The organism is Pseudomonas sp. GW823-FHT06E10 (assembly GCF_058794995.1).
In genome coordinates this window covers 332,782-348,081 of sequence record NZ_JBXAHJ010000002.1, presented here as the reverse complement: position 1 = coordinate 348,081, position 15,300 = coordinate 332,782, and the positions used below count along the sequence as shown (strand labels likewise).

At 58.1% G+C, this 15,300-nt stretch carries 15 protein-coding genes; 7 read left to right on the top strand and 8 right to left on the bottom strand.

The annotated features are described in order from the left end of the window. Positions 1-54: 54 nt before the first annotated feature. Complete coding sequence (locus AC1Q6Y_RS04665; protein ID WP_492624137.1) at positions 55-906, bottom strand: MIP/aquaporin family protein; 852 nt, start codon at positions 904-906, stop codon at positions 55-57. Positions 907-1,253: 347 nt separating this feature from the next. Here AC1Q6Y_RS04665 and ybaK point away from each other — a divergent pair, with 347 nt between their 5' ends. Both ybaK and AC1Q6Y_RS04655 read left to right on the top strand, forming a co-directional pair. After that, positions 1,254-1,724, top strand: a complete 471-nt coding sequence (ybaK, locus tag AC1Q6Y_RS04660; RefSeq protein WP_057713427.1) for a Cys-tRNA(Pro) deacylase — start codon at positions 1,254-1,256, stop codon at positions 1,722-1,724. A gap of 109 nt (positions 1,725-1,833) precedes the next feature. Continuing rightward, complete coding sequence (locus AC1Q6Y_RS04655; RefSeq protein WP_492624095.1) at positions 1,834-2,616, top strand: PhzF family phenazine biosynthesis protein; 783 nt, start codon at positions 1,834-1,836, stop codon at positions 2,614-2,616. Between the two features lie 125 nt (positions 2,617-2,741). On the opposite strand, the gene AC1Q6Y_RS04650 is transcribed toward AC1Q6Y_RS04655, so the two are convergent. Together AC1Q6Y_RS04650 and argF are read right to left on the bottom strand one after the other, a co-directional pair. After that, positions 2,742-3,851 (bottom strand): ABC transporter ATP-binding protein, encoded by a 1,110-nt coding sequence (locus tag AC1Q6Y_RS04650; protein WP_007971311.1) that lies wholly within the window; start codon positions 3,849-3,851, stop codon positions 2,742-2,744. Next, positions 3,848-4,768 (bottom strand): ornithine carbamoyltransferase, encoded by a 921-nt coding sequence (gene argF, locus AC1Q6Y_RS04645; RefSeq protein ID WP_057713430.1) that lies wholly within the window; start codon positions 4,766-4,768, stop codon positions 3,848-3,850. Before argF ends, AC1Q6Y_RS04650 begins: the two co-directional genes overlap by 4 nt. Before the next feature lie 574 nt (positions 4,769-5,342). On the opposite strand from argF, the gene AC1Q6Y_RS04640 reads away from it, so the two are divergent. Continuing rightward, positions 5,343-7,451, top strand: coding sequence for a molybdopterin oxidoreductase family protein (locus AC1Q6Y_RS04640; protein WP_492624094.1), 2,109 nt, complete (start codon positions 5,343-5,345; stop codon positions 7,449-7,451). Positions 7,452-7,548: 97 nt separating this feature from the next. Next, positions 7,549-7,887 (top strand): Grx4 family monothiol glutaredoxin, encoded by a 339-nt coding sequence (gene grxD, locus AC1Q6Y_RS04635; RefSeq protein WP_223501951.1) that lies wholly within the window; start codon positions 7,549-7,551, stop codon positions 7,885-7,887. A gap of 199 nt (positions 7,888-8,086) precedes the next feature. Here grxD and bfr read toward each other — a convergent pair whose 3' ends face one another. Beyond that, positions 8,087-8,563: a bacterioferritin gene (gene bfr / locus AC1Q6Y_RS04630; protein ID WP_057713432.1), complete on the bottom strand. Its 477-nt coding sequence runs from the start codon at positions 8,561-8,563 to the stop codon at positions 8,087-8,089. Between the two features lie 198 nt (positions 8,564-8,761). Then, positions 8,762-8,980, bottom strand: a complete 219-nt coding sequence (locus tag AC1Q6Y_RS04625) for a bacterioferritin-associated ferredoxin (protein WP_007985869.1) — start codon at positions 8,978-8,980, stop codon at positions 8,762-8,764. 311 nt (positions 8,981-9,291) lie between these two features. Here AC1Q6Y_RS04625 and AC1Q6Y_RS04620 point away from each other — a divergent pair, with 311 nt between their 5' ends. After that, positions 9,292-9,894 (top strand): peroxiredoxin, encoded by a 603-nt coding sequence (locus AC1Q6Y_RS04620; protein WP_057713433.1) that lies wholly within the window; start codon positions 9,292-9,294, stop codon positions 9,892-9,894. A gap of 186 nt (positions 9,895-10,080) precedes the next feature. Here the strand turns inward: AC1Q6Y_RS04620 and rnt are convergent, their stop codons facing one another. Then, a complete protein-coding gene (rnt, locus tag AC1Q6Y_RS04615; protein WP_057713434.1) occupies positions 10,081-10,758 on the bottom strand; it encodes a ribonuclease T in 678 nt (225 codons plus the stop codon). Then, positions 10,755-11,801 (bottom strand): dihydroorotase, encoded by a 1,047-nt coding sequence (gene pyrC, locus AC1Q6Y_RS04610; RefSeq protein ID WP_090457540.1) that lies wholly within the window; start codon positions 11,799-11,801, stop codon positions 10,755-10,757. Before pyrC ends, rnt begins: the two co-directional genes overlap by 4 nt. Before the next feature lie 159 nt (positions 11,802-11,960). Here pyrC and AC1Q6Y_RS04605 point away from each other — a divergent pair, with 159 nt between their 5' ends. Continuing rightward, on the top strand, positions 11,961-12,866 hold the full coding sequence (locus AC1Q6Y_RS04605; protein ID WP_492624093.1) for a flagellar protein MotY: 906 nt from the start codon (positions 11,961-11,963) through the stop codon (positions 12,864-12,866). Positions 12,867-12,995: 129 nt separating this feature from the next. Further along, the gene (locus AC1Q6Y_RS04600) at positions 12,996-14,213 is read left to right on the top strand and encodes an argininosuccinate synthase (protein WP_007972320.1); all 1,218 of its coding nucleotides are present in this window, start codon (positions 12,996-12,998) and stop codon (positions 14,211-14,213) included. A gap of 150 nt (positions 14,214-14,363) precedes the next feature. Here the strand turns inward: AC1Q6Y_RS04600 and AC1Q6Y_RS04595 are convergent, their stop codons facing one another. Continuing rightward, on the bottom strand, positions 14,364-15,062 hold the full coding sequence (locus tag AC1Q6Y_RS04595; RefSeq protein ID WP_492624092.1) for a hypothetical protein: 699 nt from the start codon (positions 15,060-15,062) through the stop codon (positions 14,364-14,366). Positions 15,063-15,300 lie beyond the last annotated feature (238 nt).

The window sequence follows — 15,300 nt, the reverse complement described above, 5'->3', positions numbered from 1 at the left end:
TAAGGGAGTGAGGTCTGGCGCGCGATCAAAGGGCAGGGGCACGCGCCAACGGTATCAAGAAGTTCTGGGTTTGCCGTCAATGACAGCTGTTGCATCCTTTGTAGCAGGTACGGCGCTGGGCAGATGGCGGGCAATCAGCCCGCGATAGGCGGCAGCCCCGAGGCAGGCACCGACAATCGGTGCAAAAACAGGAATCAGGAAATACGGGATATCGCGTCCGCCAGTGAAGGAAATTTCACCCCAGCCAGCGAAGAAAGTCATCAGTTTAGGGCCGAAGTCCCGCGCAGGGTTCATGGCAAAACCGGTCAGCGGTCCCATCGAGCTACCGATCACCGCAATCAACAGGCCGATCAACAGCGGTGCCAGCGGGCCTTTGGGCAGGCCATTGTTGTCATCGGTCAGGGACATGATCACGCCCATCAGAATGGCCGTGATGATCACCTCGACCAGAAATGCCTGGGCGGTGGTCAGCACCGGGTTCGGGAAGGTGGAGAACACGGAGGCCAATTCGAGGCTGGCTTGAGTGCCGCGAACCATATGGTGCGTTTGTTCGAATTCGAAGAATAGATTGCTGTAGAGCGTGTAAACCAACAGCGCTCCACAGAAGGCACCCGCCACTTGGGCGAATATGTAGAAAGGCAATTTACGTTTTTCGAAGTCCGCGAAAATGCTCAGGGCAATGCTGACGGCAGGGTTCAGATGAGCCCCGGAAACCCCAGCGGTAAGGTAGATCGCCATGCTGACGCCGACGCCCCAGATAATGCTGATTTCCCACAAGCCAAAACTGGCACCCGCGACCTTGAGCGCGGCAACGCAACCTGTACCAAAAAAGATCAGCAGCGCCGTACCCAGAAACTCGGCCATGCATTGGCTCGAGAGCGACGGTTGTTGTAAATCAGTTGTCATTGAAACCTCATTTTTGTTGTTGTCTGGCGCTTTTTCCATCATGGTCGGAGCGCGTTTTTCGCCGAGGCAGGATCCCCATCCTGGTCGCGGTTTACTGCTGGGTGCAGCGGTAGGACGTTTCGTACAGTTTCATAAACGAAAAAATATAGACAAGAAACGCTGCTGTCAAAGGTCGAAAGTGAACCATCGGTCACAAAGAAACTATTCGCTGTATGAATGACCGGGTTGTTGAGGAATGGGGTGGCCAGGCAATGGCGTCATGAATGCGCCGCTGTAGAGCCTTTTAATGATCAATGTCCTAGAATCGGGCGCAGTATTTTTCTTCTGCCGCCCAGTCTGGAGCTGTCATGACCCCCGCATTGGATTTGTTGAAAAAGGTTCGGGCCGAACATCGCGTACACAGTTACGAACATGACCCCAAGGCCGCCTCCTACGGATTGGAAGCGGCGGAAAAACTCGGGCTCGATCCGGCGCAGGTGTTCAAGACCTTGCTGGCGGCCAGTGAAAAGGGCGAGTTGCTGGTGGCCGTGGTGCCGGTTGTCGGCAGCCTGGACTTGAAAGGGCTGGCCCACGCCGCGGGCGTGAAAAAGGTCGAAATGGCCGACCCGGCGGCAGCGCAGCGCTCTACCGGCTATCTGTTGGGCGGGATCAGTCCGCTGGGGCAGAAAAAGCGCTTGCGTACCTTCATTGATAATTCGGCCCAGCCCTTCGCCAGCATTTTTGTCAGTGCGGGGCGGCGTGGACTGGAAGTCGAACTGGCACCGGCGGTGCTGGCCGAGCACACCCAGGCCAGATTTGCCGATATCGGCCGTGCGTGAACATCATCGGAGTCCGCGCAGCGCTGTATGGTGAAAATCAGCCTGCTCTGTCACTGGTGCCGGCTGAGCCTGCGCGGCATGCTGGGTGGTCTGACAAAGGGAGAAAGTTATGCAACTGGAGTTTCATCTGGTCGACGCGTTCAGCAATCAGCCATTTAGCGGCAATCCGGCGATGGTCTATCGGCTCGACACCTGGCTCGCCGATGAGTTGATGCAAAAGATTGCCGCCGAACACAACCTCGCCGAAACGGCGTTTGTCGTGCGTGAAGGGCAGGGCTGGCACATCCGTTGGTTTACGCCGACCACCGAGGTGCCATTGTGCGGTCACGCGACGCTGGCTAGCGCTCATGTGCTGTTCGAGATTTATAAGGAGCCCGTCGAGCGACTGGACTTCACCTGCAAATCCGGCCCGTTGGGCGTGACCCGTGAAGGTGGGCGGCTGTGGCTGGATTTCCCGGCGATCACTGCATCGCCGGTGAGCGTGATCTCGGACATCGAGCGTGCACTGGGCGTGAAGGCTGTTGAGGTACTGGCTTCAAATGAGCTGTTTGTGGTGCTGGAGTCGGAGCAAGCCGTGCTCGACTGCAAGCCGGACATGGTGGCCCTGGCGAAACTGCCATGGCTGGGTGGCATCGTGACGGCGCGGGGCGAGCAGCACGATTTCGTTTCCCGCTACTTCGCCCCGGCAATCGGCATCAATGAAGACCCGGTGACCGGATCGACCCATTGCCTTCTGATTCCGTACTGGTCAAAGCGTTTGGCCAAGTCGAGCCTGACGGCTTTTCAGCGTTCGGCGCGGGGTGGGGAATTGTTCTGCCAACTGGAAGGCGATCGGGTGAGGATCGGCGGCAATGCGACCCTGGTTGCCAGTGGCACGCTGATGCTGGGATAACGCAAACCCACTGTAGGAGCGAGCTTGCTCGCGATGGACGTCAACGATAACGCGTGCAACCGGAATGAACGCGTTATCCAGACGTTTTTCGCGAGCAAGCTCGCTCCTACAGGGATTTTTGTGTATCAGTTGGCCGTGCTGTAGCGCCGGACACCTGATTCAACAGCTGGAATCTGCGCCGCGGTGCTGCCGGACGCCTGGAACAGCACCAGGTGTTCAGCCGCGACACGAATACCCACATCCGCCCCAACCTGACGATCGACATGGCTCGGGAAAATCGACTCCAGCTGTGCGCCTGTCGGCAGTTGCAAGCGATACAGGGTCGATGCACCCAGGAACGTCTTGCCGGCAATTCGCGCCTTCAGTGCGCTGTCCGGCGCATAGACGATATCGTCCGGGCGCAGCAACACATCCACGGCGCCACCTACCGGCCAGGTGTAGGCCCGATTGCCGCGCAACTCACCCAGTTCGGTTTGCACCGATTCTGGGCTGCTCAACTGACCGCGAATGAAATAGCCCTGGCCGATGAAACTCGCGACAAAAGGTGTCAGGGGTTCGTGATACAGGTTGTAGGGCGTATCCCACTGTTCCAGGCGACCTTCCTTGAACACACCAACGTGGTCGCTGACCGCGAAGGCTTCTTCCTGGTCGTGAGTCACCAGAATCGCGCTGGTGCCACGGGCCTTGAGGATGTCGCGTACTTCATGGCTGAGCTTGCGGCGCAATTCGCCATCAAGGTTGGAGAAGGGTTCGTCGAGCAACAGCAGTTGCGGTTCCGGCGCCAGGGCACGGGCCAGTGCGACACGTTGCTGCTGACCTCCTGAAAGCTCGTGGGGGAAACGCTTGCCGAGATTCTTCAGGTTGACCAGTTCCAGCAGCTCTTCGGTCACGCGATCCTTTTGCGGATGCTTGCGAATGCCGAAGGCGATGTTGTCGGCCACGCTCAAATGCGGAAACAGCGCGTAGTCCTGGAACACCATGCCGATGCGACGTTTCTCCGGTGCAAGGGTGAAGCCGGCGCTGGAGATGGTCTCGCCAGCCAGCTGGATTTCGCCTTCGTGCACCGGTTCGAAACCGGCAATCGCCCTCAGGGTGGTGGTCTTGCCGCAGCCCGACGAGCCCAGCAGGCAACCGATGTCGCCTGCGTTCAGGTGCAGGTTGAGGTTCTGCACCACGCGCTGGTCTTGATAGCCGCAGGCGAGGTTGCGCAGGTTAAGCAGTAATGGCTGGCTCATGCGTGGTGATACGCCGGTTCGACGAGGAACTCGAGCAGGGCTTTTTGCGCGTGCAGACGGTTTTCGGCTTGATCCCAGGCCACCGAGCGCTTGTCATCGAGCAGGTCGATGCTGATTTCCTCGCCGCGGTGCGCTGGCAAGCAGTGCATGAACAGCACGTCTTCAGCGGCCAGGTCGAGCAGGGCGCGGTTGACCTGATACGGCGCGAACAGTTGCAGACGCTTGGCGGTTTCCTCTTCCTGGCCCATGGAGGTCCAGACGTCGGTGCTCACCAGATGTGCACCACGCACGGCTTCCTTCGGATCGCGAACGATGGTGACCCGATCACCGGCCTTGGCCAGGAACACCGGGTTGGGTTCATAGCCTTCCGGGCAGGCAACGCGCAACTGGAAGTCGAACTGGATCGCCGCTTCTATATAGCTGTTGCACATGTTGTTGCCGTCGCCAATCCAGGCCACGGTCTTGCCCTGGATGGAGCCGCGGTGTTCGAGGAAGGTCTGCATGTCGGCCAGCAACTGGCACGGGTGCAGGTCATCGGACAGGCCGTTGATCACCGGTACGCGGGAGTTGGCGGCGAATTCGGTCAGGTTGCTGTGGGCAAAGGTACGGATCATCACTGCATCGAGCATGCTCGACATGACGATGGCGCAGTCGCCGATCGGCTCGCCACGACCCAGTTGGGTGTCACGTGGCGACAGGAAGATCGCCTGCCCGCCGAGCTGGATCATGCCGGCCTCGAAGGAGATCCGGGTACGGGTCGAGGATTTCTCGAAAATCATTCCCAGGACGCGGTTTTTCAGAGGCTCGAACAGTACGCCGCGGTTACGCAGGTCCTTGAGCTCAACGCCTCGACGGATCACGCTGACCAGCTCTTCGGGCGTGCAATCCATCAGGGAGAGAAAGTGCCTTGCGCTCATCATTGACTACCTTTTGCTACAAACCGCAGATGCTCAAAGCCTTGTTTAACGGAACAACGGGCGAGACCTGCGGCGTAAGCCGCACGGGGCGACGAAATAGGGGAAGGCGCGATCTTATAATTAAATGTCGCGTCTTACCAATAGGGCTACAGTTTTTAGGGAGTTTCAGAGGTGCTACGGGTTTACCGAGGTAGCGCTTTTGAAGCCTGTTTCCTGATAGCGGCGGTTCATTTGTACACCGGCCCCTCGGGGCTTGGCAATCAGGCGAGGCGGCAATGGTGCGCTGACAGTCGGTTTTTGACTTGTCATTCATCAGCGCCGGGCTTGATGGGCACTGGCGCCTGATCGGCGAGCAGACCGGCGCGCATGGACCCCACGGACCGATTGAAACCCTTCAGGAAATTCAGTTGCAGACGCCGCCCAGGCTGCCTTCGAACTCAACTCGGGTGGCCATCGGCTGGCCTGATAACCCTCGATTCACAAGACGAACGTCGCTGGCGTGTCGGCGGCTCTGGCGCCATAGTTTTGTTTCCGCGGCCTACGTTGCCCGCCCATAACAAGACAGAGACTGGCCATGACCAAGACTCTCCATCACCGTGCGTGCCATTTGTGCGAAGCCATCTGTGGCCTGACCATCGAAACCACCAGGGTCGAAGGCGGTAACGTCCAGATCACTTCGATCAAGGGCGACCCCCAGGATACGTTCAGTCGTGGGCACATCTGCCCCAAGGCCGTGGCGTTGCAGGACATTCAGAACGATCCGGATCGCCTGCATCAGCCGATGCAGCGGGTGGGCAATGAATGGCAGCCCATCGAGTGGGAAGCGGCATTCAATCTGGTCGCCGAACGCCTCGCCGCCATTCAGGCGCATCACGGGCAAAACGCCGTGGCGGTCTATCAGGGCAACCCGAGCGTGCACAATTACGGGTTGATGACCCACAGCAATTACTTCCTCGGCCTGTTGAAAACCCGCAACCGGTTTTCCGCGACGTCGGTCGATCAATTGCCCCATCACCTGACCAGTCATTTGATGTACGGCCACGGTCTGCTGCTGCCGATCCCGGACATCGACCACACCGATTTCATGCTGATCCTGGGCGGCAATCCACTGGCTTCGAACGGCAGCATCATGACCGTGCCGGATGTGGAGAAACGCTTGAAGGCGATACAGGTCCGGGGTGGCAAGGTGGTGGTGGTCGATCCGCGCCGTAGTGAAACGGCGGCGATTGCCGACCAGCATCTGTTCGTACGCCCGGGCGGTGATGCAGCGCTGTTGTTCGGCCTGCTCAATACCTTGTTCGCTGAAGGTCTGACCCGCGACAGCCATCTGCCGGTGGACGGCCTGGAGGACGTACGGGAGGCCGTCGCACCGTTCACTGCCGAGGCCATGAGTCCGTTGTGCGCCGTACCGGCCGAACAGATCCGCCAGTTGGCGCGGGACTTCGCCGCGGCACCGAGTGCAGTCTGCTATGGCCGCATGGGCGTCTCGACCCAGGCCTTCGGTACTCTGTGCCATTGGGTGGTGCAATTGATCAACCTGGTCACCGGCAATCTCGATCGCGTGGGTGGTGCCTTGTGCACCGAGCCAGCAGTGGACCTGGTGGCGTCGACCTCGGGCGGGCATTTCAATCTGTGGCAGAGCCGGGTTTCCGGGCGCCCGGAGTACGCCGGAGAACTACCTGTCTCGGCGCTGGCCGAAGAGATGCTCACTGAAGGGGAAGGGCAAGTCCGCGCGCTGATCACCGTGGCGGGCAATCCGGTGTTGTCCACACCCAATGGCCGACAACTCGAACAGGCGCTGGACGGGCTGGAGTTCATGGTCAGTATCGACCTGTACATCAATGAAACCACGCGTTACGCCGACCTGATCCTGCCGTCCACATCGGCGCTGGAAAACGACCATTACGACACCACGTTCAACCTGTTCGCGGTGCGCAACGTCAGCCGTTTCAACCGCGCCATCCTCGCCAAACCCCAGGGTGCATTGCACGACTGGGAGATTTTCGTCGGCCTGGCCAAGGCATTTGCCGTCAGGACCGGCAAAGAACTGAAGCCCACCATCGCCCCAGCGCAAATGATCGATCTCGGCTTGCGCATGGGAATGTACGGCGACAATTCAGAGCACAAGCTGTCGCTGGCGACTTTGTTCGATCATCCCCATGGCGTCGATCTGGGCGCGCTCAAGCCTAACCTGACCCCACGCCTGAAGACTGCCAATCAACGCATCCAGGCCGCGCCTGCGGCGATTCTCGCTGACCTGGCGCGCTTTGCAGCCTTGAAGGCGCCGGCCGCCGACGAGTTGTTGATGATTGGCCGCCGGCATGTACGCAGCAACAATTCATGGATGCATAACTATCATCGGTTGGTAAAGGGCAAGCCACGTCACCAGTTGCTGATGCATCCGGACGATCTGGCCAGTCGCGGGCTCAGCGACGGACAGCGCGTTCGGGTCAGTTCACGGGTGGGTGTGATCGAAGTCGAAGTGCTTGGCAGTCTGGACATGATGAAAGGCGTGGTCAGCCTGCCTCACGGCTGGGGGCACGCGCGGCCGGGCGTGCAAATGTCGATTGCCAGCAGTCAACCGGGCTCCAGCGCCAACGACCTGACCGACGAACGCCAGATTGACGAACTGTCGGGAAATGCCGCGCTCAATGGTGTGCCGGTGATCGTGGTGGCGGCGTGAATCAGTCAGACGGAGAGACCGAGCAGGGCGCTCGGCTTTCCGTTACAATGCGCCACCGTGCCGACCCATGAGTCGGAAAGTTCAGCCGAGGTGCTCCATGGATATCATCGAAACGATTAAAGAGCAGATTGCCAACAACACCATTCTGCTTTACATGAAAGGCTCGCCGAATGCCCCGCAGTGCGGCTTCTCCGCGAAAGCCGCGCAGGCCGTGATGGCGTGTGGCGAAAAGTTTGCGTACGTGGACATCCTGCAGAACCCGGAAATCCGCGCCAACCTGCCAAAATACGCCAACTGGCCAACCTTCCCACAGCTGTGGGTTGCCGGTGAGCTGGTCGGCGGTAGCGACATCATGACTGAGATGGCTGCTGACGGTTCGCTGCAGAGCCTGATCAAGGACGCCGCCGCCAAGGCTGCTGCCAAGACTGAAGCCTGATTCGCTTCCTGTAGGAGCGAGCTCGCTCGCGATGGACTAAAGAACGCCGCTGGGTGTCAGGCTCCCAGCGTTATCGTTAACGTCCATCGTCGGAACGCCGCCCGGAGCAAGCTCGCTCCTACAAGAGCAGGCAATAAAAAGCCCCGCCACTCGAAAGAGGGCGGGGCTTTTTATCGCATCGAGATTAATGGCGTAGAACTTACTCGTCTTCGCCCATCTGCGATTGCAGATAGTTCTCAAGGCCCACTTTATCGATCAGGCCCAACTGGGTTTCCAGCCAGTCGATATGTTCTTCTTCGGACTCGAGGATATCTTCAAGCAGTTCACGGCTACCGAAGTCGCCAACTTTTTCGCAATGCGCGATAGCCACTTTGAGATCGGCATGGCCGGTTTTCTCGATACGCAGGTCACACTCAAGCATTTCCTTGGTGTGCTCGCCGATGTGCAGCTTGCCCAGGTCCTGGACATTCGGCAGGCCTTCAAGGAACAGGATGCGCTTGATCAGCTTGTCCGCGTGCTTCATCTCGTCGATGGATTCGTGGTACTCGTGCTTGCCGAGCTTGTTCAGGCCCCAATCTTCATACATGCGCGCATGCAGGAAGTATTGATTGATCGCGACCAGCTCATTGGCGAGGATCTTGTTGAGATGCTGGATGACTGTAACGTCGCCTTTCATGATGGGGTCCTGCCCTGTATTAGCTGTCAATAGAGCAGAGTTTGAGCCTCGTATTTAATAGTGTCAAACCTAAGTTATTGAAACTTAAATGAAAATTAATCGGAATAAGAATGTTTGTGTTCCGCGTCTAGAGCATAACTAGTTGATTTTGAGGCATAAAAAAACCGGACATATGTCCGGTTCTTTGAAATTCGATGTTTAAGCCGCGGTAAATTCTGCTGGATAAGGAATTGCAGCCTGGGCCGTTTGCAGTTTGGTCAGGGTCTCGCGGACCACTTCCTTGGCGAGGCAGGCACATTTGCCGCACTGGCTTGCAACGCCGGTGGCCACACGGACTTCCTTGTAGCTGCAGCATCCTTCATAGATCGCATCGCGGATTTGACCGTCGGTGACGCCAGTGCAGAGGCAAACATACATAGGGAAGGACCGTCGCTGATTGTGACTCAATTGCGATGGATCTTAATGTTAACGAGAATGATTGTCAAAGTGGTTTCAGAGCACTTTTCGTCATAAACGGGTATGGCTGACGAACGGTCTGCCTGGCAAATCGGTGATCCAAAACCGGCGGGGATTTCATCGTACGGGGAAAAAACAGCTAAGCCAGCTCAAACACGCGGTGTATGATGCCCGGTCTTTTGCGACCGGGGATCGTGTCACAGGGCTGTCGCCTCAAGGTGGCAGGCTGATGCGAACCCTGTTTCTCACGCTATTACACCAGGAGATATCCAATGAGCGTACTCGTAGGCAAACAAGCCCCTGACTTCACCGTACCGGCCGTACTCGGCAATGGCGAGATCGTTGACAGCTTCACCCTGTCCTCGGCGATCAAAGGCAAATACGGCCTGGTGTTCTTCTATCCACTGGACTTCACCTTCGTTTGCCCGTCCGAGCTGATCGCTCTGGACAACCGCATGTCTGACTTCAAGGCACGCAACGTTGAAGTGATCGCTGTTTCGATCGACTCGCACTTCACCCACAACGCATGGCGCAACACTCCAGTGAACAATGGCGGTATCGGCCAGGTTCGCTACACCATGGCTGCCGACATCAAGCAGGACATCATGAAGGCCTACGACGTTCAGTCCGCTGACGGCGTGGCTTTCCGTGGCGCGTTCCTGATCGACGACAAAGGCGTTGTCCGCTCGCAGATCGTCAACGACCTGCCGCTGGGCCGTAACATGGAAGAGTTGATCCGTCTGGTCGACGCTCTGCAATTCCACGAAGAGCACGGCGAAGTCTGCCCTGCCAACTGGAAAAAAGGCGACAAAGGCATGAACGCTTCGCCAGAAGGCGTTGCCGCTTACCTGACCGAGCACGCTGCCGCTCTGTAAGGCGTTCCAGGTATAAAAAAACCGGCCTTCGAGGCCGGTTTTTTTATGGACGGAATTCACTCAGTCGTCTGTAGGAGCGAGCCTGCTCGCGATGGACTTGAGAGCGCCGCTGGGTGTCAGGCTCCCCGCGTTATCGTTCACGACCATCGCGAGCAAGCTCGCTCCCACATTGATTCGTGAGTGCACTCAGTCGCCGAAGTCTTCCCAACCACCCATCTGCTTCCAGCGATTGACGATGCCGCAGAACAGCTCTGCCGTCTTCTCGGTGTCGTAGCGAGCCGAGTGAGCCTCGCGACCGTCGAAGTCGATGTCCGCTGCCTGGCACGCCTTGGCCAACACGGTCTGGCCGTAAGCGAGACCGGCCAGCGTTGCGGTATCGAAGCTGGAGAACGGATGGAACGGATTGCGCTTCATGTCCAGCCGCGCGACCGCCGCATTCAGGAAGCCCAGATCGAAACTGCTGTTATGCCCGACCAGGATCGCCCGTTTGCAACCGTTGGCCTTGAGGGCCTTGCGCACGCCGCGGAAGATATCGTTCAGGGCAGACTCTTCACTCACCGCCATGCGCAGCGGGTGATCGAGCTTGATCCCGGTGAATTCCAGGGCTGCCGCTTCGATGTTCGCGCCTTCGAACGGCTCGACACGAAAAAAGTAGGTGTGATCCGGGTAAACAAAACCCTTTTCATCCATGGCGATGGTGGTCGCGGCGATCTCCAGCAGGGCGTCGGTGGCCGAGTTGAAGCCACCGGTCTCTACGTCGACGACAACCGGCAGGTAACCACGAAACCTTGCCGCCATTGGATGACGAGGGCCGCCTCCGCCGCCATTGCCTTCCAGTTCGTCGTCGAAATGGTCTTCACTCACGCGTGTTCCTCCAGCAAGCGCCAGCGCAGTTTTTCACCGGCGCGCAGCGGGATAACGGTCAGCTCGCCAAATGGCAGGCTGGTCGGGGCGGTCCACTCTTCGCGGACCAGGGTGATGCGATCGGTGTTGGCCGGCAGACCATAGAAGCGAGGGCCGTTGAGGCTGGCGAAGGCCTCGAGCTTGTCCAGCGCATTGCGCTGTTCGAAGGCTTCGGCGTACATCTCGATCGCCGCATAGGCGGTGTAGCAACCGGCGCAGCCGCAGGCCGCTTCCTTGGCATGCTGGGCGTGGGGGGCCGAGTCGGTGCCGAGGAAGAACTTGTCGCTGCCGCTGGTGGCCGCGTCGAGCAGGGCTTCCTGGTGGGTATTGCGCTTGAGGATCGGCAGGCAATAGAAGTGCGGCCGAATCCCGCCCACCAGCATGTGGTTGCGGTTGTACAGCAGGTGATGCGCGGTGATGGTCGCGCCCACGTTGGCCGAAGCCGAGTTGACGAACTGCACGGCGTCCGCGGTGGTGATGTGTTCGAAGACCACTTTGAGGGTCGGGAAACGCTCGACCACACGACGCATGTGCTCGTCGATGAAGATTTTTTCCCGGTCGAACACGTCGACATCGCCCCGGGTGACTTCACCGTGGACCAACAACGGCATCCCGACTTCGGCCATGGCCTCGAGTGCAGGAAAGATCTTGTCGATGCTGGTGACGCCAGAATCCGAGTTGGTGGTCGCGCCGGCCGGGTACAGCTTGGCGGCGTGAATGAATCCGCTGGCCTTGGCCTCGCGAATTTCTTCAGGCTGGGTGCGGTCGGTCAGGTACAGGACCATCAGTGGCTCGAACAGGCTGCCGGCCGGGCGGGCAGCGAGAATCCGCTGCCGATAGCCGTCGGCTTCGGCCGCATTGCGTACCGGTGGAACCAGGTTGGGCATGATGATGGCGCGGCCAAAGGTGCGCGCGACATCCGCGACGGTATTGGTCAGCACGGCACCATCGCGAAGATGAATATGCCAGTCGTCGGGACGCAGCAGGGTCAGGCGGTCGGACATGAGGGGATTCCAGGCGGGTCAAACTCAAGGGAATGCTACCGGAAAAGACTCTTGCAGGCACTCGCTATCAAGTTTTGCAGGAAGCTTCCGATATCCAACAGGTATGCCGTAAACATGTGTGTGTCGGTCTTTTTGTTGTAGAAACCAGTGGAGCCTCCCGTGCGCCAGCGTTATTTAGCCTTGCTCAGTGTGTTTGCCAGCCTTCCGGCGATGGCGCTCACTTTCCAGACACGTCTGGAGAACATTGAGTGGACGGTCGAAGGCGACAAGTTCGAATGCCGCCTGACTCAGCCGGTTACCGATTTCGGTTCGGGCGAGTTCGTGCGTCGTGCCGGCGAGCAGGCGACTTTCCGTCTGAAAGCCTACAACCCGATGATCGGCGGTGGTTCGGCCACCTTGTTGGCCGCTGCCGCGCCGTGGCAACCGGGCCGTGACGATATCAACCTGGGCACGGTGAGAATCGGCAGTGGCAACGTATTGTTCAATAGCTCACAGGTTCAGGCCGGTCGTCTGATCAGTGGCCTGATGGACGGTCGCAGCCCGGTCGTTCGACATTCCTCGGGGGATGGGCGGGTGTCGGAAGTACGCTTGTTGCCGGTCAGGTTCACCAAGGCGTTTACCGACTACCAGGGGTGCGTGGCGAAACTGTTGCCACAGAATTTCGAACAGGTGAAGCAATCGGAAATCGGCTTCCCCGGCGGCGGAATCGAACTCGACAGCGCCGCAAAAGCCAAACTGCAGGTAATGCTGGAGTACATGAAGGCCGATCCGACGGTCAATCACATCGAGCTCGACGGTCACTCCGACAACAGCGGCAACCGCCTGACCAACCGCGACCTGTCGCGGCGACGAGCCCTGGCAGTGATGGAGTTCTTCAAGGCCAACGGCATCCAGGAATCGCAAATCACTCTGCGTTTCCATGGCGAGCGTTATCCGGTGGCGCCTAACACCAACAACACTAACCGCGCGAAGAACCGTCGAGTAGCGGTGCGCCTGGAGCGCGGAGCACCCGCGGAACAAGTTGCCCCGCAAGCGACGAAAGCGGCCACTTCGGCCACTTCCTGACCCGGCTGTAATCGTCGCGCCCTCGACATAATCTGTCGCTTCGTCGTCATAAGCTGTCGCGCCACTGTAAATTATTCTGCATGAGCGGTAGACTTCCCGGCTTTCCGTAGAACCCCGTGGAGTGATGGCATGGCGGACGTAAACAAGGTCGTTCTGGCGTATTCCGGCGGCCTGGACACTTCGGTGATCCTCAAGTGGCTGCAGGATACTTATAACTGTGAAGTAGTGACCTTCACCGCTGACCTGGGTCAGGGCGAAGAGGTCGAACCTGCACGCGCCAAGGCTCAGGCCATGGGCGTCAAAGAGATCTACATCGACGACTTGCGCGAAGAGTTCGTGCGCGATTTCGTTTTCCCGATGTTCCGCGCCAACACCGTTTACGAAGGCGAGTACCTGCTGGGTACTTCCATCGCTCGTCCGCTGATCGCCAAGCGCCTGATCGAAATTGCCAACGAAACCGGTGCAGACGCCATTTCCCATGGCGCCACCGGCAAGGGTAACGACCAGGTTCGTTTCGAACTCGGTGCGTACGCCTTGAAGCCAGGTGTGAAAGTGATCGCTCCTTGGCGTGAGTGGGACCTGCTGTCCCGTGAAAAGCTGATGGATTACGCCGCGAAGCACGCGATTCCGATCGAGCGCCACGGCAAGAAGAAGTCCCCGTACTCCATGGATGCCAACCTGCTGCACATCTCCTATGAAGGCGGCGTGCTGGAAGACACCTGGACCGAGCACGAAGAAGACATGTGGCGCTGGACCGTTTCCCCGGAAAACGCTCCAGACAAGCCGCAGTACCTGGAACTGACCTACCGCAACGGCGATATCGTCGCGCTGGACGGCGTCGAAATGACTCCGGCCACCGTGCTGGCGACCCTGAACCGTATCGGTGGTGAGCACGGTATCGGCCGTCTCGACATCGTCGAGAACCGCTACGTGGGCATGAAGTCCCGTGGCTGCTACGAAACCCCTGGCGGCACCATCATGCTGCGTGCCCACCGTGCGATCGAATCGATCACCCTGGACCGCGAAGTGGCTCACCTCAAGGACGAGCTGATGCCCAAGTACGCCAGCCTGATCTATACCGGCTACTGGTGGAGCCCTGAGCGTCTGATGCTGCAACAGATGATCGATGCGTCCCAGGTCAACGTGAACGGCGTTGTGCGCCTGAAACTGTACAAGGGCAATGTGATCGTCACTGGCCGCAAGTCCGACGACTCGCTGTTCGACGCCAACATCGCTACCTTCGAAGAAGATGGCGGCGCGTACAACCAGGCGGATGCCGCGGGCTTCATCAAGCTCAACGCCCTGCGCATGCGCATTGCGGCGAACAAAGGCCGGAAGCTGTTCTGAGACCTTTGATATCGTGATGGATACCTGACCTCGTCCTCGACGAGGTCAGGTACCTGAAAACGGAGTGTGATGCCAGTTACTGCGTTGTCGGGTGTTTTCTTTTCCACTGATGATTTCCTGTTTTTCTCCTTCTCGATGGCCTGACCTGTACTACAGGTTGCTGTTCGCCGGTTGCCCGGTGTGATCAATGACCGACAACCTGTGCGAGTCCAGATTGTAGGCCACATAAAAGGCGGCACCGCGTTTGCTGGCCTGCTTTGTATGTCCAAGCGCACTGGCTTTCAGTAATTTCTCCGAAACGGCACAAGTGACAAACAGAATCACGTACGCCGTCTTTTCCCGTGGCCTCTGGATTTTTTCCAGCAGCGCTCCAAACTCGACCTCTTCGCTCATCCAGCGTACATCAACGATGTACAGGTCTTTTACCGGTTCCGGTAACTGAAGGTGATGCTGAACAGAGACAGTGGTTTGCAGACCAATCCCGGTTGGCGGGTCCTGTGCGCCACAGGGCGTTCGGGCTGACCGCCAGTCATTCGCTGACGTTTCCAGTGTGGGGTTTTCAGGCGGTTTTGCGGACGCTTTTTTTTCCGAGCGCCCAACATCATCCATGACCTTCATGAAGTGCTTTCCCTTTTCAAAATCGGAGGGTGCATAAAGTGATTTATAGTTGAAGTTGAGTGTCGCGAAAAAAAGCAAAAGTAAATAAAACGGAAAGCTGATCAGGAACCAGACGTAGAGTTCTCTTTCCTCCTGATCAAGGAAGGGTAGAGAGACGGCTGCCGACGTTTCAGAGAGCGCTGCGAATATCGCGATAATTGTCATTGGGTTGGTGATTCGTTTTTTTATCATATTCTGTACTCATGCCGGGTTGTCTGTTCTCGAGTGGTTTATGAAGTTGGTTCGATGTGGTGCCTATTGTAGTGATTTTGATTGTCTGCTGGTTTTTGACAGGTTTTTATTTGTTTGTTGTATTGCTCTTCGGTTTCTTGAATTTTTGGCGTGTTTTAATGATTGCTCAAAAAATATTATTTGCTGTAAGAGTAATTGGATGCGAAGTGTGTGATATTTCTGGTGTGAGTGTTGAGTG

Bases quoted from the DNA above. Each gene is read 5' to 3' on its own strand.
- AC1Q6Y_RS04595 (WP_492624092.1), bottom strand. From the start codon at position 15,062: ATGATAAAAAAACGAATCACCAACCCAATGACAATTATCGCGATATTC.
- AC1Q6Y_RS04665 (WP_492624137.1), bottom strand. From the start codon at position 906: ATGACAACTGATTTACAACAACCGTCGCTCTCGAGCCAATGCATGGCC.
- bfr (WP_057713432.1), bottom strand. From the start codon at position 8,563: ATGAAAGGCGACGTTACAGTCATCCAGCATCTCAACAAGATCCTCGCC.
- grxD (WP_223501951.1), top strand. From the start codon at position 7,549: ATGGATATCATCGAAACGATTAAAGAGCAGATTGCCAACAACACCATT.
- argF (WP_057713430.1), bottom strand. From the start codon at position 4,768: ATGAGCGCAAGGCACTTTCTCTCCCTGATGGATTGCACGCCCGAAGAG.
- AC1Q6Y_RS04600 (WP_007972320.1), top strand. From the start codon at position 12,996: ATGGCGGACGTAAACAAGGTCGTTCTGGCGTATTCCGGCGGCCTGGAC.
- AC1Q6Y_RS04650 (WP_007971311.1), bottom strand. From the start codon at position 3,851: ATGAGCCAGCCATTACTGCTTAACCTGCGCAACCTCGCCTGCGGCTAT.
- pyrC (WP_090457540.1), bottom strand. From the start codon at position 11,801: ATGTCCGACCGCCTGACCCTGCTGCGTCCCGACGACTGGCATATTCAT.
- AC1Q6Y_RS04655 (WP_492624095.1), top strand. From the start codon at position 1,834: ATGCAACTGGAGTTTCATCTGGTCGACGCGTTCAGCAATCAGCCATTT.
- ybaK (WP_057713427.1), top strand. From the start codon at position 1,254: ATGACCCCCGCATTGGATTTGTTGAAAAAGGTTCGGGCCGAACATCGC.
- AC1Q6Y_RS04640 (WP_492624094.1), top strand. From the start codon at position 5,343: ATGACCAAGACTCTCCATCACCGTGCGTGCCATTTGTGCGAAGCCATC.
- AC1Q6Y_RS04625 (WP_007985869.1), bottom strand. From the start codon at position 8,980: ATGTATGTTTGCCTCTGCACTGGCGTCACCGACGGTCAAATCCGCGAT.
- AC1Q6Y_RS04620 (WP_057713433.1), top strand. From the start codon at position 9,292: ATGAGCGTACTCGTAGGCAAACAAGCCCCTGACTTCACCGTACCGGCC.